Here is an 18,591-nt window from a genome sequence, read left to right on the forward strand (position 1 = left end):
CCTTGAACTCCAAACTTCGCTTCTCTCCCATCGGTCCTCTCCATCAGAGAACCGGAACACTTTAACTCTGTCTCAGTTTCGGGGGGCACTCCAGGGGGCTGTTCACTGTTCCATCCGGCGGGTGCGCGGGAGGATGGGCATAAGGGGGCGTGGCACCAGTGGCGATGCATGCAGGACACTCCTCGGGTAATTGAGGCTTATAGTCCTACCATGGATGATGGTTGGCGGTAAGGGGGCGTGGGAAAGGCGTGGCGGCTTGCCACTGGGGGGCTGCGTCAGGGGCGGTTCTGTGCCCCGTGCCAAATGCGCAGAATGGTGACGCTGGGCGGCGTCACGTCATAGACGATCACATAGGGGTGGACCGCCACCAGTTCCCGCGCTCCATCTCGCCGAAGGCGGCCACGGTCAGGGAAGTCAGCGAGGCTTTCCGCAGTATTTCTGAGACGGAGCGCCATGCGCCGGGCGGCCGCGGGATTGAAATGGCCGATATAGTTGCGGATCGCGATCAGATCGGCAATGGCGGCCGGAGCGAAGATTACTTCCACGACGGAGCAGGACGCTCGTCCGCCGTGCCCCAACTGTCGAGCCAGACGGCAACGTCGCGCAGAGGAATCGTTTGACCAGCGGCAACCTGTGCCCGCGCCTCGGCAACGGCGCGTGTCAGCGCATCGTCATCGGTCGGTTCGAAAGCGGTCGCGGGTTCGGCCATGGGGCACCTCCGTCAGTGAATATATGCGGTGAGCGTGGGTTGGTCCAGCCAACTCGGCTTTTTACCGAATAGGTTGAGTGTCAGAAATTAATTAGCGGAGGCGCGGCAATCCGTATCTCCGCTAATTATCAGGCGTTCCTATCAAGGTTCCGGCGGGATTTCTGAAAATTTCCTTCCGGTCTTGATTTCCGATATGCGGCCAGGATTGACATCATAGTCTGCCGCAATCCGATGCAAAAACTCTTCTGCGTAAATGCACTTTTTGATGCTAGGAACATCGGATGGGTGGATGCGTCGGCTTGGCGTGCGATTAGATCTCATAGCGGCGCCTCATTGGGAAACAGCTTGAGGAAATGCGGGAAGCGGAAAATCCGTTCCCGCATTGTGGATTGTCTGGTAGATGGCTTGTTACTCATCTACCAAGATCGGCCAAGCCTTGATCCCATAGTGGCGAGCCCACAGTCGTTGGCCGGTGCGGGGATCATCCTTATACGGGCGGAAAACGTAGCGCTTACCAGGCGGTGCCACGAGCTTACGCTTCATGGATTGCTCCTTAGTTTGCGCGAGCCAAAAACCTTGCGTCTTCCGCGTGGGCGAGATATAAACTACGCCCCGTAGCACACGTTGACGCAAGCCGGAACAGTGGTCGCAAGCCGTTTCCGGAACATCTTGTGTTCTGGACTCGCGATCCAGATCGCAAGAAACTTTTATAGAACGCCCTCTTGTCTCCAAGCTTTGGTTTGGACATCAAGAGCTTTTTTCGACACTCCGAAGATGTTGCAAGCATCTTCGGAGTGCTTTAATTTTTTAAACAACTCAAGCGGTACAAGTAACTCTCCTGCGAAGGCGTTTGCCTGCCATTCTGGATCTAGATATGGCTTTACTTTTGCTGGCGTCGCGATTCTTTGTAATCTGTGATCTGTGTGCAGAACAAGATGGCCTAACTCGTGTGCTAAGGTAAAATTATCGCGTGGATTTCCTAGCCGCGCTCTCATGTACACGTCGAGTCGCACTCTTATTAGCGCCATCGCTGGAAGTGCTTCTGCATATACACCTTTCATTTCATCGGAATCAACCACTTCGAATACTGCGTCAGGTATCAATTGAGGTAAAAGATTCTCGATCACGTGTAATAGAGGAAAGCGAGGCGTTTCTGAGAAGCCAAACAGCTTTCTGACTTCTGATGCAGTATGCCGAATCGTTGCCCGACTCATTGGGGCCGCCATATACGATAAGGTACTCATCGCTTCACCTTTTCGATTGACTCCCTCAAACGAGCAAACTCATTTTCATCAAGCTCATTAAAGCGGCGAGCTAAAGCTGTCATAAATCGAGATTGTTCTGTAGATGTCGGGCGTAATGTAATCGTCCTTGCGGAGGCGTCTGCTGCATCTTGAAGAGAGTTTATCTCTTCGTCACTTAATCTGTATATGCTTACCAGTTTCGTAATCAAGTTTCCTGGTATTGATTTTTTTCCAGTCTCAATACCTGACAAAAAGGCTGCCGAGACTTCTAGCTCTTCAGCCATGTCGGCGAGCAGTAGACTGCGATCAATTCGCAGCTTTCTGAGGGCCTTTCCGAATGGTGTGAGCTGCATCTGAGACTCCCCGAGAGTGGGCGCGTTTCCTAAAGCTTATTGTTATCGTACTGCGGCTTGCTTCTTAACCAGAGTAGGTTAAATGGAAACACCATTCAAGCGAAAAACACATCTAATTCGCATGCGATTCCGGCGATCTTCATTATCTTGAGAGGAATATCGTCTTAATGAAACTCTTGTACTCGCGATTTCCAAGATCGTGAAGATGAACATATCAAGAACAGACAAAAATTAGGAAAATTCGCCTGGAGCGGGAAAGGTATATCGATCTTGAGTAGATGTTATGTCTCCCACGCTTTATGAGGCTTGGGCTGAGCGCTGTTAGCGAGACCGAGAAGTTTGGAAACCGTCTCCGGGCGTTCGGTGGCGATCAGTTGCATCAACGCCCGGTTGGCCGGGGTCAGCACGCCGAGAAGGCCGGAGACCGACTCGTCATCCGTTACCGACCGCACCGGGGGAATCGGGCGGGTGCCCTGGGCGACTGCCAGCATCTCGTCGCGCAAATCATGCAAGGTCCGCATGGTCGGGCTCCCTGGTGTCTTCGGCGCGGTGGTCGGTGAAGAGCATCTAATATGCGCTTGGCGAGGGGGTGCGGCTACCGCATTTGCGCCCGGCTTTGGCTGGAGGTGCAGGGACCATGCGGTTCGGGAGCCTTGGGACACCCCTCCCCCTTCCCATGCTCCGCATGGGACCCTTCCCTCTCCCGGGGCGGGAGAGGGGGATTGTCGCCACGTGGCGGCGGAGTTGTGGGGGGTGGACGGGCGCGCTTTGGCGCGCCGCCAAGGGGCATGCTGCCCCTTCGCAATCCCCTGGCAAAGGCTGGTGCCTTTGCGGCCCCCTCACCCTGACCCTCTCCCCAGGGGGGAGAGGGGAAGTTTGCGGAGGGGCGGGGCGGGGGCCGGCCGTTACCGACCCCTCGGCTTCGCCCTGGCGGTCGGCTCGGCTTCCAGCGGGTTGTCGGGCCAGTAGTGTTTCGGGTACTGGCCCTTCAAATCCGCCTTCACCGCCTTGTAGGCGTTGGCCCAGAAGCTCGCGAGGTCGCGGGTGACCTGCACCGGGCGGCGGGCGGGGGACAGCAGGTGCAGCAGAAGCGGAACCCGGCCGCCGGCGATGCGCGGGGTCTGGGCCAAGCCGAACATCTCCTGCAGGCGAACCGCCAGCACCGGCTCCTCGCCGTCATAGTCGATGGGGATGCGGGAGCCGCTCGGCACCTCGACATGGGTCGGGGCCTCGGCGTCCAGGCGGGTCCGCAACTCCCAGGGCAGCAGGGCGCGCAAGGCGCTCGACAGGTCGACGCGCTCCAGATGGGCACGGCGCGACACGCCGTCGAGGAAGGGGGCCAGCCACTCCTCCAGACCGTCCATCAGGGCCGCGTCGGACAGGTCGGGCCAGCCGTGGGCATCGCCCTCGCGGGCGCGCAGGAACATCACGCGGGTGCGCCATTTGCGCAGCTCGTCGGTCCAGGGCAGGCAGGCGGGGCCCAGCGCGCGGATGCCCTCGATCATCGCGGCGGTCATCGCCTCGGCCGGCGGTTTGGCCAGCTTCTCGTCCTTCAGGATCAGGGCGAACAGCATGCGGCGGCGGCGCGCCAGCACCATCTGCTCGCGCGCGTCCCAGGCGACGATGGTCTCGCTGCGGATGTCGTCGGCGAAGCTCTCCTCCAGATCGTCCAGCGTGACCGGGGCGGCAAGGAAGATGCGCGATTCGCGGGCGGCGCCGTCGAGGTCGGCGATGGCGAGCCACTCCTCGGCCGACAGCGGCTCGGCATCCTGGAAATAGGCGCCGCGCCCGCCCGACAGGCGATACTGCGCCGCAACTCCGCCGGGCTGGCCTCCGGGGCGGCGCTGGCCGATGCGGTCGGGATATGCCAGCGCCACCAGAAGGCCGACGGCGTTGGAGTCCATCGCGTCGTCGTCGCGCACGCCGAGCTGGCGGCGCCACTGCCGCGCCTGCTTCACCGCCTGCTGGGCGCCGCCGCGGTCGACGCTGAGGCCGCGCGCGGCACCCTGGCCGCCGCGCTCCTCGCCGCGCAGCAGGTCGACGCGCAGGCGCAGGTCGGCGTCGCGGAAACCGGGTTGGCTGCGGACGATGTCGCGCTCACCCAGCAGGGCCGCGACCAGACAGGCGAGCGCGCCCTGGCCCATCGCCTTGCCGGCCAGCATCATGTGGGCCAGACGCGGATGCACGCCGAATCCGGCCATGCGGCGGCCGTGCGGGGTGATGGCACCCGCCTTGCCATCTTTCTGATCGGTTCGGTCGAGCGCGCCGAGGCCGGTCAGCAGCTCGCGTGCCTGGGCCATCGCCGCGGCCGGCGGGTGGTCGAGCCAGGACAGGCCGGCGGGGTCGGAGACTCCCCACACCGCAAGCTCCAGCGCCAGCGGGGCAAGGTCGGCGTCCATGATCTCCGGCGTGGTGAAGGGGGCCAGCGCCTTGTGCGTCGCCTCCGGCCACAGGCGGTAGCAGACGCCGGGCTCCAGGCGGCCGGCGCGGCCGCGGCGCTGCTCGGCCGAGGCTTGGCTGACCTTCACCGTCGCCAGACGGGTCATGCCGCCGCGCGGGTCGAACCGCGGAACCCGCATCAGCCCGCTGTCGACCACGATGCGGATGCCCTCGATGGTCAGGCTGGTCTCGGCGATGGAGGTCGCCAGCACGATCTTGCGCTGGCCGGGCGGGGTGGGAGCGATGGCGCGGTCCTGCGCCTCGGCCGACAGGTCGCCATAGAGCGGGGCGAGGGTGACGTTCGGCCCCAGGTCGGACTGGTCGAGCAGGGACTGGACGCGGCGGATCTCGCCGACGCCGGGCAGGAAGACCAGCGCGTTGCCGGGCTCCTCGCGCAGGGCGCGGCGGACGGCGGCGGCCACCGCGTCCTCGATGCGGGTGCCATCCATTCTTCCTGTGGGCGCCGGGGCGTCGAGGTGGCGGGTCTCGACGGGGTAGGCGCGGCCCTCGCTGGTCACCATCGCGGCGGGGCCGTCGGCATCGGCCAGCAGGGTGGCGACCGGGGCGGCGTCCAGCGTCGCCGACATCACGACGAGGCGCAAATCGTCGCGCAGCGCCCCGCGCGCCTCCTGCACCAGGGCAAGGGCGAGGTCGCTGTCGATGCCGCGCTCGTGGAACTCGTCGAACAGGACGGCGCCGACGGCGGGAAGCTCCGGGTCCTCTTGCAGTTGGCGCAGGAACAGGCCGTCGGTCACCACCTCGATCCGCGTCCTCGGGCCGACCTTGGTGTCGAGGCGGACGCGGTAGCCCACCGTCTCGCCCACCGCCTCGCCCAGCATCGACGCCATCCGGCGGGCGGCGGCGCGGGCGGCGAGGCGCCGCGGCTCCAGCACCAGGATCTTGCGGCCCTTCAGCCAGGCGGCGTCGAGCAGGGCCAGCGGCACCCGCGTCGTCTTGCCCGCACCCGGCGGCGCCTGGAGCACGGCGGTGCCGCGGCGGTCCAGCGCCTCCAGCAGGGCGGGCAGGACGGGGTCTATCGGAAGGGGCGGGAAGACGGGGACGGCGGGCTTGCTCATGAGGGGGAGTCTGCTGCCGCGATCCGCCGCGAAAGGCAATGGTTTTCCAGGACCCGGAGAGACGAAGCGCGCCAAAAGGTCGCAGCCCCGGAGGTCCCCGCCGAGGAGGGCGACCGATGACCTCAAAATCGTTATGGTTTTAGCGTCGTCGGGCTTATTCGCATTCGCAGGATTCCATGACCGATATCCACGACGCCGCCCTGTTCCTTGCCCACGCCTGCGCGCTGGAGGAGGACGCCGCCACTCGTTTCGCCGACCTGTCGGAGGCGATGAAGACCTATGGCAACCAGGAGGTCGCGGCCTTCTTCGGCCAGATGGCGACATTCTCGCGCCTGCATCTGGCCGAGGCGCGGGAACGGTCGGGCTTCCGCAAGATCCCGGACCTTGCACCGGAAGACTTCCAGTGGCCGGACGGGGAGAGCCCGGAGGCAGCCTCCATGGAAGGCTCGCATTACCTGATGACGGTGGAATACGCGCTGGAACTGGCGCTCGACAGCGAGCGGCGCGGCCAGGGTTTCTACGCCGAGGTGGCGAAGACCACCACCGACGCCGAGGTCCGCATGATGGCGGAGGAGTTCGCCGCCGAAGAGGCCGAGCATGTTGCCCAGCTCGAGCTGTGGGCGAAGCGCTATCCGGCACTGCAGGCGTAAGGGAGCGGTGGGGCGCTTTGCCCCGATAGCATGTTGCCCCATCAGCCACTTGCCCCCACCGGCCAGTTGCCCCCACCCCGGCCCTCCCCCGCCTTTGGCGGGAGAGGGTGCCTGTCGCGAAGCGGCGGCAGTCCCCTCCACCGCCAGGGACGGGGGAGGGTTGGGGTGGGGGCAAAATGCGTGAAGGGACGGCAGGCGGATGCCGGGGGACTGGCGCTTACTTCGACAGCTCCGCCCACTCGATCTCGTACACCTTGTCGACCGGCTTGTAGGTCTTGAAGGCGGCGATCACGTCGTCCTCGCTGACGTCGGCGGGCACGTTCTGGATTTCGTAGACGACCGAGCTGCCGCTGGTCGGGCCGACGTCGGCGCTGCGGTGGGCCTTGCTGACCAGCCCTTCGCCGGCCTTCTTGATCATGATGGAAGCCATGCATCCGTCTCCTGTTTCAAAACGCCCGACCGAAAGACCATAAACAAAAAATGGCTTAATCGGAAGGCGGAATGAACGGCACCGCAACAGGACGGGAGCATGACCGCCGCGAAGGGCCGTCAAGAAGGGGCGTCACAGGGGACAGGGCACCATGGCCAGGGGGCGTCAGGGAAGCGACGCGGCCTCGGTCGGGGCGTTGCGGCCGGCCGGCGCCTTCTGCGTGGCCGTGACGATGCGCCCCGGCATCCGGTCCGGCTCCGCCCCGGCGACCGCGCCGGCGATGCCGCCCGCAAGCCAGGTCGAGAAGGCGGTGCGGCCGCCGGCGGTGGCGGTGCCGTCGGCGCAGCCGTTGTCGGCCACCACCCCGTCGCCATCCTCGTCCCCCAGGTCGGCATAGTTCCACAGCGGCAGGTTGGCGCCGGACGAGTTGGTGACCTCCGCCGCCTGGGCGGTGGCGATCAGGCCGCGGGACGGCTGGGTGGAGCGGGGCTGGACCTCGATCAGGGCGACGCGGATGCCGGCGCCCCAGGCGCGGTCGATGAAGGCGCGCACCCGTTGCGCGGTGGCATCGTCGCCGGTGACCGACCCGGCGGTGCCGCCGGTCAGCCAGGCCGCCGGGGTGGGACCGCAGGTGCGGCGGTACTGCATGGCCACCTGGTCCTGGACATAGGGGCGGCCGCTGTAGAGCCGCATCAGGCCATGGCCGTAGCGCTGCAGTTCGTCCAACGTACCGCGGCTGGAGGTCAGCAGCTTGCGGTCGATCAGGATCATGGTCGGCTTGATGGCGATCAGCCTGTCGAGCAGCGGCTCGAAATCGGCGAACTGGGCCTGCCGGTGGACGATGCGCAGGAACTGGAGGTTCGGTACCCCGCGCCTGGCGGCGATCTCGGTCATCCCGGGCTCGTCCAGCGTCGCGTCGCGGAGCGCGGTGTCCCCCAGCGCCACAACCGTCACCGAGCCGGGATGGCGGGCCGCCCGTTCGGCAACCGCGCCGATGCGGTTCAGGTTGTACCAGACGAAGGGCTGGTCGTAGAGCCGGGACCCCGTCCACAGCACGGTCAGCACGCCCAGGACGGCCAGCGACAGCGGCACCAGGACCAGCCCGGCCGCGAGCCGCCATGCCGAACGGCGCCGACGGCCGGCCGGCGTCCCGGAGTCCGGCCGGTCATGGCCGGGATCGGCCCGGCCCGGTGCTATGGGGCTCGGTGCGACGGCGTCCGGTGTGACGGGACCCGGTGCGGCAAGGATCGGTGCGGCGGCATCCTGCCGGGTGGGAGCTTGCGGGGTGTGGGGGTGCTGTTCCGGGCCAGGCATCGGCGGTCTCCAGGGCGGGTGGGGACGGCGGCCGGGCGCTACCGCCGAGAGGGGAGGCGCATCCGGCGACTCCCACAACGCACGAGGGGGGTGATCCGTCCCGCGAAAATCAGGGGTATCCCTAAGGTCCCGGAACGCCCCGGAAGCCGGGTCGCGGTTTGCCGAATGCGCCGTTTGTGTGTAGGCTCCCCCGCAGACTGGAAGGCCGACAGCAGGGGCTGGCGATGAGCACCGAAATCCGCACCTTCATCATTCCGGACGCCACCGCCGAGGAGGGGCAGGCGCAACTGTCCTCCTTCCTGCGGACGGTCGAGGTCCAGCGCATCGACACCGCCTATGCCGACGGCGCGTGGCGGGTGCTGGTGCTGTTCACCGACCTGCGCCGCAAGGAGGAGTCGCTGCAGATCGAGGCGGCCATCGCCGCGGCGCTGAACGGCTGGCGCGACAAGGCCGCCGCCCAGGCCGGCCAGCCGCGCGAGGCGATGCTGTCCGACGACGTGGTGTCCGAGATCGCCCGCTTCGCCCCGACGACGGAGCATGAGCTGTCGATCATCCTCGGCGCCCGCGGCCAGACCGCGGCCCCCCATGGCGCCGAGATCGTCCAGGTCGTCCGCTCCACGCTCGACCTGCTGATCGACTGACCGCCCGCGGGGCGGCCCCGCGCCGCCGTCCTATCCGGTTCGGTCGGGTTCGCCCGTGTCCAAAGGCTGCGGCGACCCTGCCATATGAGCCGTTGGCCTTCGAATGTTGCCGTGCCAGCATGCAGCCTGAGATGGCAGCAGCGTATGGAGCGGTTGTGGCATCGTTCGATCCTCCGGCCAACCGGCGCGCCGATTTCGAAGCGCGGCCAAGCTTCGAACCTCGGACCGCTTTCGAATTGCGGGACGGGGTGCCCGACTATCACAAGATCGCGCGCGAACTGGCCCGGCTGGGAGTCGAGGCGGCCCGCCAGGCCGCGGCCACCGGCAACAGCCGCTACGACCGCCTGGCAGACACGCTGACCAGCCGTGCCGGCGCCATGCTGGTCGACCTCCACCGGCGCGGCAAGCTGAGGCCCTGAAGGCCGGCGGGCGGACGCGACGGAAAACGGAAACGGCGCCCTTGCGGGGCGCCGTTTCCGTTTGGGGCTTCCCCCGCCGGCCCCGGTTGGCCGGGGCCGGCGGAGGGAACCGAAGGCCTGCTCTGCTCAGACCACCTTGGCGTCGTGCATGGCGGCGATCTGGTCCTTGCTGTAGCCGAGCTGGGCCAGCACCTCGTCGGTGTGCTCGCCGAGCAGCGGCGACCCGGTGATCTCGACCGACATGTCGGAGAACTTGATCGGGCTGCCGACGGTCAGGTACTTGCCGCGCTGCTTGTGGTCGACCTCGACGACGGTGCCGCTGGCGCGCAGCGACGGGTCGTTGGCGATCTCCTTCATCGACAGCACCGGCGAGCACGGGATGTCGTACTTGCGCAGGATGTCGACGGCCTCGAACTTGGTCTTGTCCTTCAGCCAGTCCTCGATGATCGCGAAGATGTCGAAGATCTTGTCCTGGCGGGCCAGCGCGGTGTTGTAGGCCGGGTCGTCGATCCACTCCTCGCGGCCCAGCGCCTTGCAGATCGGCGCCCAGGCATGGCCCTGGATGGTGAAATAGATGTAGGCGTTGGGATCGGTCTCCCAGCCCTTGCACTTCAGCACCCAGCCGGGCTGGCCGCCGCCGCCGGCGTTGCCGCCGCGCGGAACCACGTCGGTGAACTTGCCGTGCGGGTACTGCGGGTATTCCTCCAGGTAGCCGACGCGGTCGAGGCGCTGCTGGTCGCGCAGCTTGACGCGGCAGAGGTTGAGCACGCTGTCCTGCATCGACACGGCGACCTTCTGGCCCTTGCCGGTCTTGGTGCGGGCCATCAGGGCGGTCAGGATACCGATGGCGAGGTGCATGCCGGTGTTGCTGTCGCCGAGCGCCGCGGCCGACACGGTCGGCGGGCCGTCCCAGAAGCCGGTGGTCGAGGCCGCGCCGCCGGCGCACTGGGCGACGTTCTCATAGACCTTCAGGTCCTGGTAATGGTGGCCGTCGCTGAAGCCCTTGACCGAGGCGACGATCATGCCGGGGTTCAGCTCGCGGATCCTGTCCCAGCTAAAGCCCATGCGGTCCAGCGCGCCGGGGCCGAAATTCTCGACCAGGACGTCCGATTCCTTGATCAGGCGGGTCAGGACCTCCTTGCCCTCGGCGGTCTTGGTGTCCAGCGTCAGGGAGCGCTTGTTGCTGTTCAGCATGGTGAAGTAGAGCGCGTCGGCATCCGGGATGTCGCGCAGTTGGCTGCGGGTGACGTCGCCGGCGCCCGGACGTTCGACCTTGATGACGTCCGCGCCGTACCAGGCCAGAAGCTGCGTGCAGGCGGGGCCGGCCTGCACGTGGGTGAAGTCGATGATCTTGATGCCTTCGAGCGGCTTGGTCATGACTGCAACACTCCCTTATTCGCGTTGTTTCGGTTTGTCTCTTGGACTGCTCATCAGTCCGGCCGGCCCGACGCCCGCGGATCGCGGGCGCCAAGGTCGTTGGCCGGCCGGGATTCGATTCTCGCCGCCGTTCTGGTCGCCGCCCTGTTGGCCGCCGGCCGGACCGGCCGTCAGCCGGCGGCCGTGGTGGCCGCTTCGAGTTCGGCGAGACGGCGGCGCACTTTCCGCTCTTCGGTCCAGCGGGCGGTTTCGTCCCGCACCACGGCGACGATCCCGGTCACCGCACCGTCTGTCCCGCGCAGGAGCGCGACGGTGAAGGCGATCGACAGGCTGTGCCCGTCCTTGTGGACGGCGGGCACCCGCAGCAGGTCATGGCCGTAGCGGGTCTCGCCCGTGGCCATGGTCTTCTCGTAGCCGTCCCAATGACGCTGGCGCTGGCGCTCCGGAATGATGATGTCGAGCGACTTGCCCATCGCCTCGCCGGCGGTGAAGCCGAACATCCGCTCCGCCGCCGCGTTCCACAGGGTGATGGCGCCGGCCGGGTCCGACACGATGACGGCATCGCCGATCACCGCCACCAACTGTTCGCAATCCACAACCGCGGGGGTGCCCGCTGCTGCTTTCGGTTCCATGTCGATCTCCTTGGCGCTCGCCCCCTCTTGGATTGGGCGCCGGGGGAGCCGGTGCGGCCCGGCCCTGAACCGGAACCACACTGACATTATCGATACGGTATACCAGATACCATTACCGGTGCAAGAGGATTTGAGAGCGCCGCAAATTGTCCTGGCCGCGAACAGATTGCCGGTGCGCAGCCGCCGTTTTCCCCCAACCGCGAAACCGGGCCGCCGGTCGGCGCCCGCCGCGATCGTCCGGATTTCGGGTTTATTGTATCCGAACGGTTATCCGGCGGAATGTCGCGCGGCGGCGCCGATGCCGGCAGCCGGCAGGCATTTGGAAGGGAGGGGGACCGGGATGGCCGCGTTCGACAGCCAGTGTGTGGCGCCCTTCAAGCACCGCCTGCCGATCCAGCGGCTGTTTCCCAAGGACCACGAGGTGAACAGCGGAATCTGCTTCGGCCTCAGCCTGGAGTGGATCGCGCGCCACCGCGCGCACAAGGGCGAAACCTCGGCGGCGCGCATCGCCTACATCGACCTGGACAACACGATCCTGCACGCCAGCATCAAGCAGCGCCTGTACGGGGCCGAACTGCACGACGACATCGACCTGCCGTCCGCGCAGCTCGGCTCACGCAGGCAGGCGATGGCGCAGGCCGGCTTCGGCGCACGCCACCTGCTGCTACAAATCGGGGGGCAAGGCGTTCGGGTTGGGATCGCACCGGTATTTCTTCGATCCCAACTTCGGCGAGTACAAGGCGTCCAGCGGCAGCATCGCCGACCTGTTCACCGGACTGGTCGGCCAGTACCGCAACGTCGTGAAGCGGGACAAGTCGGTGGTCGACTACAAGGTGAAGGAGTTCGTCGTGCAGAGCATCTCCTTCAACTGAGCGGTCACCCGACGAGGTCGAAGAAGGGCATCGACGCGTACCTGCTGCTCTTGATGTTGGCGACCACCTTGTCCTGCGAATGCCCGCCGGTCATCATGGTCGCCGGCAGCTTGATCACCTTGCCGACCGCCTTGGACGACTTGCTGATCGGGTCCCATTGCAGGTTGAAGTTGATGATCTGCTTCTCGATGGCCGGCAGGTTCTCCTGCTTCACCCGGACATAGGGTCCGTGGATGATTCCGCCGCGGACCATCTTCGAGACGGTCGGCGCGTTGAAGGCGCAGCAGGGCAGCCCGGCTTCGACCGCGACGATGGTGGCGATGGCGCCGCCCAGCGAATGGCCGCAGAGGATCGGCCGGTCGGCGCCCAGCAGCATCTTCGCCTGTTCCAGCAGCAGATGGGCGGCGCGGATGCCGGCGGGCAGGCTCTCGATGGTGTAGAGGGCGATGTCGGTCTTCAGGTTCTTGGTTCCGGCCATCTGGCCCGACGTGCTGCTGCCCACCGCCGTGCCGCGGTAGGCGACGATGTACTGGTCGGAGTGCTTTTCCTGGTAGACGGCGCCGAAGAAACCGACGTCGGTGTCCTCCTGCGTGAAAAGCACCTGGGAGCCGGGCGGGGAGCGCCGCGCCCCTTCCGCCTTGTCGAACGCGGACCTGTCGTTGCCGCGGCCTTTCTGGAAATTGTAGACGGTGTTCGCGGCAACGGCCAGATCGAGGATGTTGACCGGCATGAGGGCGCCCTGCGTCGAATTGTGGGTAGCCGAGCCAACCCTATGGGTAGCGGATTGTCAACAAACCGGAACGATTGTTATCGAGGGTCGCGCCCGTTTTCCGGTTGCAGGATGCCTCGCCCCCTTGCCCCCGGCCCGAAAGCCGTCCCGAAAAGAAAAGGGCGCCTCGCGGCGCCCTTCCAGGGTACCGGGGACCGGCGGTCCCCGGCGGATGGAGCGGGGGAGGGTGGAGCCTTCCCCCGCCTCCTTGGCCTCAGACGTCCAGCAGCAGGCGGCGCGGATCCTCGATCAGCTCCTTGATGCGGACGAGGAAGGTGACCGCTTCCTTGCCGTCGATGATGCGGTGGTCGTAGGACAGCGCCAGGTACATCATCGGGCGGACCTCGATCTTGCCGCCGACGACGACCGCGCGGTCCATCGTCTTGTGCATGCCGAGGATGGCCGACTGCGGCGGGTTGATGATCGGGGTCGACATCAGCGAGCCGTAGACGCCGCCGTTGGAGATGGTGAAGGTGCCCCCGGTGAGCTCGTCCATCGACAGCTTGCCGTCGCGGCCCTTCTTGCCGAGCGCGGCGATGGTGCCCTCGACGCCGGCGAAGTCGAGCTTGTCGGCATCGCGGACCACCGGAACCACCAGGCCCTGCGGCGTGCCGACGGCGACGCCGATGTCATAGTAGTTCTTGTAGACGAGGTCGGTGCCGTCGATCTCGGCGTTGACGGCCGGGATCTCCTTCAGGGCCTGGACGGCGGCCTTGACGAAGAAGGACATGAAGCCGAGCCGCACCTTGTGGCGCTTCTCGAAGTAGTCCTTGTACTCGGCGCGCAGCGCGATCGCCGCCGACATGTCCACCTCGTTGAAGGTGGTCAGCATGGCGGCGCTGTTCTGCGCCTCCTTCAGGCGCTCGGCGATGCGCTGGCGCAGGCGGGTCATGCGGACGCGCTCTTCCTGCGCGGCGCGCGGACGGTCGCCCTGGGTGCCGGCGGTCCACTGGTACTTGGCCGGGGCGGCGGCCGGGGCCGCGGCCGGCTTGGCCGGAGCGGCGCCGGCGGCCGGGGCGGCGAGCACGTCGCCCTTGGTGATGCGGCCGTCCTTGCCCGAACCGGCGATGGTCGCGGCGTCGACGCCCTTCTCCTCGGCCAGCTTGCGGGCGGCCGGGCCGGAGGCGGCCAGGTTGCCCGGAGCGGCGGCCGGGGCGGCCGGGGCGGCCGCCGGAGCGGGGGCGGCGGCCGGAGCCGGAGCGGCGGCCGGAGCGGCGGCGGCCGGGGCGGCACCGGCGCTGGCGCCCTCGTTGATGACGCCCAGCAGGGCGCCGACCTCGACGTTGGCGCCGTCGGCGGCGACGATCTCCGCCAGCACGCCGGCGGTCGGGGCGTTCACCTCAAGCGTGACCTTGTCGGTCTCCAGCTCGACCAGCGCCTCGTCCATGGCGACGGCCTCGCCGGCCTTCTTCAGCCAGCGGGCGACCGTCGCCTCGGAGACGGACTCACCCAGCGTGGGGACCTTGATGTCGGTAGCCATTTCTTATCCTCGTTCGTCTTCTTTTTGCGCTCGGGTGGCCGGTCAGCGGACGGTGAGAGCGCCGTCCAGCAGCTTGGCCTGCTCCTGGTTGTGGCGCTTCAGCAGGCCCGTGGCGGGCGAGGCGGCCGGCGGGCGGCCGACGTAGGACGGGCGGCCGGCCTTGTGGCCGATGTCCTTCAGCACGGCTTCCAGGCGGCGGTCGGCGAAGTGCCAGGCACCCTGGTTCTCCGGCTCCTCCTGGCACCAGACCAGCTCGGCGTTCGGATACTTGGCGAACTCGGCCGCCAGCGTGTCCTTCGGGAACGGGTAGAGCTGCTCCAGGCGCAGGATGACGACGTCCTTGATGCCGCGGCTCATGCGCTCCTGCAGCAGGTCGTAATAGACCTTGCCGGAGCACACCACGATGCGGCGGATCTTGTCGTTGGCGGCCAGATCGTTGGCGGTCTCGCCCAGCACGCGGTGGAAGCTGGTGCCCGGCCCCATCTCCGACAGGTCGGAGATGCACAGCTTGTGGCGCAGCAGCGACTTCGGCGTCAGCAGGACCAGCGGCTTGCGGAAGCTGCGGTGGATCTGGCGGCGGAAGACGTGGAACAGGTTGGCCGGCGTCGTGACGTTGCAGATCTGCCAGTTGTCCTCGGCGCACATCTGCAGGAAGCGTTCCGGACGGGCCGAGGAGTGTTCCGGACCCTGGCCCTCGTAGCCGTGCGGCAGCAGCATCACCAGGCCCGACAGGCGCAGCCACTTGGACTCGCCCGACGAGATGAACTGGTCGATGATGGTCTGCGCGGTGTTGGCGAAGTCGCCGAACTGCGCCTCCCACAGGACCAGGTTGTGCGGCTCGGCCAGCGAGTAGCCGTACTCGTAGCCGACGACGGCGGCTTCCGACAGCGGGCTGTCATGGACCTCGAAGGTCGCCTGGTTGGGGCTGACGTGGCAGAGCGGGACGTACTTCTCTTCGGTGTTCTGGTCGTACATCACCGCATGGCGGTGCGAGAAGGTGCCGCGGCCGGAGTCCTGGCCGGACAGGCGCACGCCGGTGCCCTCGGCGACCAGCGTGCCGTAGGCCAGCGCCTCGGCGGTCGCCCAGTCGATGCCCTCGCCGGTCTCCAGCGTCTTCTTCTTGGCTTCGAGCTGGCGCGCGATCTTGGAGTTGATCGCGAAGTCCTTCGGGTACTCGCAGAGCTTGAGCCCGATCTCCTTCAGCCTGGCCAGCTCGACGCCGGTCTCGCCGCGGTGCGGGGAGCTGGCGCTCTGCGCCTGCAGGCCGGCCCACTTGCCTTCCAGCCAGTCGGCCTTGTTCGGCTTGTAGGTGCTGGACGCCTCGAACTCGCCCTCCAGCTTCTTCATGAAGTCCTGGGCGATCTGGTCGCCCTCGGCCTGGGTGATCACGTTCTCGTCGACGAGCTGCTTGGCATACAGCTCGCGCGTGGTCGCGTGGGCGCGGATCTTCTTGTACATGATGGGCTGGGTGAAGCCCGGCTCGTCGCCCTCGTTGTGGCCGTGGCGGCGGTAGCACACCATGTCGACCACGACGTCCCGCTTGAACTTCTGGCGATACTCGATGGCGATGCGGCTGACATGGACCACCGATTCGGGGTCGTCGCCGTTCACGTGGAAGATCGGCGCCTGCACCATCTTGGCCATGTCGGAGCAGTACACGCCCGAGCGCGAATAGGTCGGGTTGGTGGTGAAGCCGATCTGGTTGTTGATGATGAAGTGCATGGTGCCGCCGGTGCGGTAGCCGCGCAGCTCCGACAGGCCGAGCGTCTCGGCCACGATGCCCTGGCCGGCGAAGGCGGCGTCGCCGTGGATCAGGATGCCCATCACCTGCTCGCGCTCGAGGTCGCGGCGCTGCTGCTGCTTGGCGCGGACCTTGCCGAGCACGACCGGGTTGACCCATTCCAGGTGGGACGGGTTGGCGGTCAGCGACAGGTGGAGGATGTTGCCGTTGAAGTCGCGGTCCGACGAGGTGCCGAGATGGTACTTCACGTCGCCCGAGCCCTGGACGTCCTCGGGGCTCGACGGGTTGCCCTGGAACTCCGAGAAGACGGCGGAGAAGGGCTTGCCCATGAAGTTGGTCAGCACGTTCAGGCGGCCGCGGTGGGCCATGCCGACGACGACTTCCCGGAGGCCGAGCTGGCCGCCGCGCTTGAGGATCTGCTCCAGCGCCGGGATCATCGACTCGCCGCCCTCAAGGCCGAAGCGCTTGGTGCCGGTGTATTTGAGCTGCAGGAACTTCTCGAAGCCCTCGGCCGCGGTCAGGCGCTCCAGGATGGCGCGCTTGCCGTTCACCGTGAAGTCGGTGTGGTTGCGGCCGCCCTCGATGCGCTCCTGGATCCAGGCCTTCTCTTCCGGGTCCTGGATGTGCATGAACTCGACGCCGATCGTCCCGCAGTAGGTCTTGTGCAGGATGTCGAGGATCTGGCGCAGCGTCGCCGATTCCAGGCCGAGCGAGTAGTTCAGGAAGATCGGCCGGTCGAGGTCGCCGGGGCCGAAGCCGTAGGTCGCCGGGTCCAGTTCCGGGTGCGGCTCGCGCTTTTCCAGCCCCAGCGGGTCGAAATGCGCGTTCATGTGGCCGCGGACGCGGAAGACGCGGATCAGCATCAGGGCGCGGATGCTGTCGAGCGTCGCGGCGCGGAGCTGCTGGTGGCTGATGCCGCCATAGACCTGCTGGGCATGGGACAGCATGGCGCCGTTGCCCGGGCCTTCCAGCATGGCGGCGGCGCCGTTGGCGCCATTGGGGCTGCCGGCGGGAGCGGCGCCGTTGACGACGAAGCTCTCGGCGACCGGGTCGCGCTTGGCCTTGGGGTCTTCCAGATCGGTCACGGTCCAGGAGGCGCCGCGCAGCTCGTCCAGGACGGCGCGCGAATCGTCATCGAGGTCCTGGAAGAAGCCGCTCCAGCTCTGATCCACGGCGGCCGGATCGGAGAGGAAGCGGGCATAGAGTTCGGCGACGTAACCGGCGTTCGAGCCGAACAGGAACGAGGTCTGTTCCAGATTTGCCGACATGGTTTCACCTCGGGCCGTATGCCCGGGTCCCTGTGGGAGATGAACTTGAAGGGTGAAGGCGACGGGGATCGATGGAGACCCATGTGCAGGAACCGGCGGGGGGTGCCGGCGGGATGCGGGACGCATCGCCGATGCCTGCATATGGGTTCCCAGGATCATCCGTCCAGTGGAAGCCCTCCGATGGAGGTCGTCCATCGGGGCTGTCCGAAGGGGTGGCGGGCGGGGCGCCGCTGCGTCCCGCCCGTCTTCCTTCCAAGGTGCCTGCCGGAGGCGGGCGGCATGGCGCCGCCCGCCGCCCCGATCAGCCCTTGAACACCTTCAGCATGGTGGAGCCCAGGCTGGCCGGGCTGTCGGCGACCGCGATGCCGACCGACTTCATGAACTCGATCTTGAAGTCGGCGGTGTCGTTGCCACCGGAGATCACCGCGCCGGCATGGCCCATGCGGCGGCCCGGAGGGGCGGTGCGGCCGGCGATGAAGCCGACGACCGGCTTCTTCGTGCCCGACGCCTTGATGAACTCCGCACCCTTGACCTCGGCGTCGCCGCCGATCTCGCCGATCATGATGATGCCCTCGGTCTCCGGGTCATTCACGAACAGCTCGAGCGCGTCGACGAAGTTGGTGCCGTTGACCGGGTCGCCGCCGATGCCGATGCAGGTGGTCTGCCCCAGCCCGGCCGCCGTGGTCTGCGCCACCGCCTCGTAGGTCAGCGTGCCCGAGCGCGACACGATGCCGATCTTGCCGCGCTTGTGGATGTGGCCCGGCATGATGCCGATCTTGCACTCGTCCGGCGTGATGATGCCGGGGCAGTTCGGACCGATCAGGCGGGTGGCGGAGCCGTCGAGCGCCCGCTTGACGCGGACCATGTCGAGCACCGGGATGCCTTCGGTGATGCAGACCACCAGCGGGATCTCGGCGTCGATCGCCTCCAGGATGGCGTCGGCGGCAAACGGCGGCGGCACGTAGATCACGGAGGCGTTGGCGCCGGTCTTCTCCACGGCGTCGGCCACGGTGTCGAACACCGGCAGGTCGAGGTGCTTGCTGCCGCCCTTACCCGGGGTGACGCCGCCGACCATCTTGGTGCCGTAGGCGATGGCCTGCTCGGAATGGAAGGTGCCCTGGGCTCCGGTGAAGCCCTGGCAGATCACCTTCGTGTTCTTGTCGACGAGAACAGCCAT

General features: G+C 66.8%; 17 protein-coding genes and 1 pseudogene. 4 read left to right on the top strand and 14 right to left on the bottom strand.

What is annotated here, in order from left to right:
• Nucleotides 1-275: 275 nt before the first annotated feature.
• From J2850_RS20515 to hrpB, 6 genes are all read right to left on the bottom strand, one after another.
• Nucleotides 276-545 (bottom strand): type II toxin-antitoxin system RelE/ParE family toxin, encoded by a 270-nt coding sequence (locus J2850_RS20515; RefSeq protein ID WP_209985554.1) that lies wholly within the window; start codon nucleotides 543-545, stop codon nucleotides 276-278.
• Nucleotides 536-709 (bottom strand): CopG family transcriptional regulator, encoded by a 174-nt coding sequence (locus tag J2850_RS20520; protein ID WP_209985558.1) that lies wholly within the window; start codon nucleotides 707-709, stop codon nucleotides 536-538. The genes J2850_RS20515 and J2850_RS20520 overlap by 10 nt, the downstream gene beginning before the upstream one ends.
• A 707-nt stretch (nucleotides 710-1,416) precedes the next feature.
• Entirely contained in the window at nucleotides 1,417-1,953 is a 537-nt protein-coding gene (locus tag J2850_RS20525) for an ImmA/IrrE family metallo-endopeptidase (protein WP_209985561.1), read from the bottom strand.
• Nucleotides 1,950-2,306 carry a helix-turn-helix domain-containing protein gene (locus tag J2850_RS20530; protein ID WP_209985564.1) on the bottom strand — a complete coding sequence of 119 codons (357 nt, stop codon included), beginning with the start codon at nucleotides 2,304-2,306 and terminating at the stop codon, nucleotides 1,950-1,952. Before J2850_RS20530 ends, J2850_RS20525 begins: the two co-directional genes overlap by 4 nt.
• Nucleotides 2,307-2,587: 281 nt before the next feature.
• Entirely contained in the window at nucleotides 2,588-2,827 is a 240-nt protein-coding gene (locus J2850_RS20535; RefSeq protein WP_246513296.1) for a hypothetical protein, read from the bottom strand.
• A 384-nt stretch (nucleotides 2,828-3,211) separates the two neighbouring features.
• Nucleotides 3,212-5,821, bottom strand: a complete 2,610-nt coding sequence (hrpB, locus tag J2850_RS20540; RefSeq protein WP_209985567.1) for an ATP-dependent helicase HrpB — start codon at nucleotides 5,819-5,821, stop codon at nucleotides 3,212-3,214.
• Between the two features lie 176 nt (nucleotides 5,822-5,997).
• On the opposite strand from hrpB, the gene J2850_RS20545 reads away from it, so the two are divergent.
• On the top strand, nucleotides 5,998-6,471 hold the full coding sequence (locus tag J2850_RS20545) for a ferritin family protein (RefSeq protein ID WP_209985570.1): 474 nt from the start codon (nucleotides 5,998-6,000) through the stop codon (nucleotides 6,469-6,471).
• A gap of 217 nt (nucleotides 6,472-6,688) precedes the next feature.
• Here the strand turns inward: J2850_RS20545 and J2850_RS20550 are convergent, their stop codons facing one another.
• Both J2850_RS20550 and J2850_RS20555 read right to left on the bottom strand, forming a co-directional pair.
• Nucleotides 6,689-6,901 (bottom strand): hypothetical protein, encoded by a 213-nt coding sequence (locus J2850_RS20550; protein ID WP_209985573.1) that lies wholly within the window; start codon nucleotides 6,899-6,901, stop codon nucleotides 6,689-6,691.
• Between the two features lie 165 nt (nucleotides 6,902-7,066).
• Complete coding sequence (locus tag J2850_RS20555; RefSeq protein WP_209985576.1) at nucleotides 7,067-8,215, bottom strand: hypothetical protein; 1,149 nt, start codon at nucleotides 8,213-8,215, stop codon at nucleotides 7,067-7,069.
• Nucleotides 8,216-8,439: 224 nt separating this feature from the next.
• Here J2850_RS20555 and J2850_RS20560 point away from each other — a divergent pair, with 224 nt between their 5' ends.
• Nucleotides 8,440-8,856: an HRDC domain-containing protein gene (locus J2850_RS20560; RefSeq protein WP_209985579.1), complete on the top strand. Its 417-nt coding sequence runs from the start codon at nucleotides 8,440-8,442 to the stop codon at nucleotides 8,854-8,856.
• A 155-nt stretch (nucleotides 8,857-9,011) separates the two neighbouring features.
• Nucleotides 9,012-9,275, top strand: a complete 264-nt coding sequence (locus J2850_RS20565; protein ID WP_343206891.1) for a hypothetical protein — start codon at nucleotides 9,012-9,014, stop codon at nucleotides 9,273-9,275.
• Between the two features lie 126 nt (nucleotides 9,276-9,401).
• Here J2850_RS20565 and frc read toward each other — a convergent pair whose 3' ends face one another.
• Nucleotides 9,402-10,652 carry a formyl-CoA transferase gene (frc, locus tag J2850_RS20570; RefSeq protein ID WP_209985583.1) on the bottom strand — a complete coding sequence of 417 codons (1,251 nt, stop codon included), beginning with the start codon at nucleotides 10,650-10,652 and terminating at the stop codon, nucleotides 9,402-9,404.
• A gap of 170 nt (nucleotides 10,653-10,822) precedes the next feature.
• Nucleotides 10,823-11,284, bottom strand: a complete 462-nt coding sequence (locus tag J2850_RS20575) for a PAS domain-containing protein (protein WP_209985586.1) — start codon at nucleotides 11,282-11,284, stop codon at nucleotides 10,823-10,825.
• Between the two features lie 656 nt (nucleotides 11,285-11,940).
• Between J2850_RS20575 and J2850_RS20580 the strand changes: the two are divergent.
• Nucleotides 11,941-12,156 (top strand): annotated as a pseudogene (locus J2850_RS20580) (YopT-type cysteine protease domain-containing protein); the annotation flags it as partial.
• Between the two features lie 4 nt (nucleotides 12,157-12,160).
• Here J2850_RS20580 and J2850_RS20585 read toward each other — a convergent pair.
• The 4 genes from J2850_RS20585 to sucD form a co-directional block, all read right to left on the bottom strand.
• On the bottom strand, nucleotides 12,161-12,886 hold the full coding sequence (locus J2850_RS20585; RefSeq protein WP_209985589.1) for a Tle-like phospholipase domain-containing protein: 726 nt from the start codon (nucleotides 12,884-12,886) through the stop codon (nucleotides 12,161-12,163).
• Nucleotides 12,887-13,139: 253 nt separating this feature from the next.
• The gene (gene odhB, locus J2850_RS20590) at nucleotides 13,140-14,405 is read right to left on the bottom strand and encodes a 2-oxoglutarate dehydrogenase complex dihydrolipoyllysine-residue succinyltransferase (protein ID WP_209985594.1); all 1,266 of its coding nucleotides are present in this window, start codon (nucleotides 14,403-14,405) and stop codon (nucleotides 13,140-13,142) included.
• Nucleotides 14,406-14,447: 42 nt separating this feature from the next.
• Complete coding sequence (locus tag J2850_RS20595; protein WP_209985597.1) at nucleotides 14,448-17,414, bottom strand: 2-oxoglutarate dehydrogenase E1 component; 2,967 nt, start codon at nucleotides 17,412-17,414, stop codon at nucleotides 14,448-14,450.
• 301 nt (nucleotides 17,415-17,715) lie between these two features.
• Complete coding sequence (sucD, locus tag J2850_RS20600; RefSeq protein WP_209985599.1) at nucleotides 17,716-18,591, bottom strand: succinate--CoA ligase subunit alpha; 876 nt, start codon at nucleotides 18,589-18,591, stop codon at nucleotides 17,716-17,718.

The sequence above is a fragment of the Azospirillum picis genome (assembly GCF_017876115.1).
Lineage (GTDB): Bacteria > Pseudomonadota > Alphaproteobacteria > Azospirillales > Azospirillaceae > Azospirillum > Azospirillum picis.

Excerpts from the sequence above, each read along its gene's own strand:
- J2850_RS20520 (WP_209985558.1), bottom strand. The coding sequence starts at position 709 with ATGGCCGAACCCGCGACCGCTTTCGAACCGACCGATGACGATGCGCTG.
- sucD (WP_209985599.1), bottom strand. The coding sequence starts at position 18,591 with ATGGCTGTTCTCGTCGACAAGAACACGAAGGTGATCTGCCAGGGCTTC.
- J2850_RS20550 (WP_209985573.1), bottom strand. The coding sequence starts at position 6,901 with ATGGCTTCCATCATGATCAAGAAGGCCGGCGAAGGGCTGGTCAGCAAG.
- odhB (WP_209985594.1), bottom strand. The coding sequence starts at position 14,405 with ATGGCTACCGACATCAAGGTCCCCACGCTGGGTGAGTCCGTCTCCGAG.
- J2850_RS20545 (WP_209985570.1), top strand. The coding sequence starts at position 5,998 with ATGACCGATATCCACGACGCCGCCCTGTTCCTTGCCCACGCCTGCGCG.
- hrpB (WP_209985567.1), bottom strand. The coding sequence starts at position 5,821 with ATGAGCAAGCCCGCCGTCCCCGTCTTCCCGCCCCTTCCGATAGACCCC.
- J2850_RS20595 (WP_209985597.1), bottom strand. The coding sequence starts at position 17,414 with ATGTCGGCAAATCTGGAACAGACCTCGTTCCTGTTCGGCTCGAACGCC.
- J2850_RS20585 (WP_209985589.1), bottom strand. The coding sequence starts at position 12,886 with ATGCCGGTCAACATCCTCGATCTGGCCGTTGCCGCGAACACCGTCTAC.
- frc (WP_209985583.1), bottom strand. The coding sequence starts at position 10,652 with ATGACCAAGCCGCTCGAAGGCATCAAGATCATCGACTTCACCCACGTG.
- J2850_RS20560 (WP_209985579.1), top strand. The coding sequence starts at position 8,440 with ATGAGCACCGAAATCCGCACCTTCATCATTCCGGACGCCACCGCCGAG.
- J2850_RS20525 (WP_209985561.1), bottom strand. The coding sequence starts at position 1,953 with ATGAGTACCTTATCGTATATGGCGGCCCCAATGAGTCGGGCAACGATT.
- J2850_RS20530 (WP_209985564.1), bottom strand. The coding sequence starts at position 2,306 with ATGCAGCTCACACCATTCGGAAAGGCCCTCAGAAAGCTGCGAATTGAT.
- J2850_RS20535 (WP_246513296.1), bottom strand. The coding sequence starts at position 2,827 with ATGCGGACCTTGCATGATTTGCGCGACGAGATGCTGGCAGTCGCCCAG.
- J2850_RS20555 (WP_209985576.1), bottom strand. The coding sequence starts at position 8,215 with ATGCCTGGCCCGGAACAGCACCCCCACACCCCGCAAGCTCCCACCCGG.
- J2850_RS20575 (WP_209985586.1), bottom strand. The coding sequence starts at position 11,284 with ATGGAACCGAAAGCAGCAGCGGGCACCCCCGCGGTTGTGGATTGCGAA.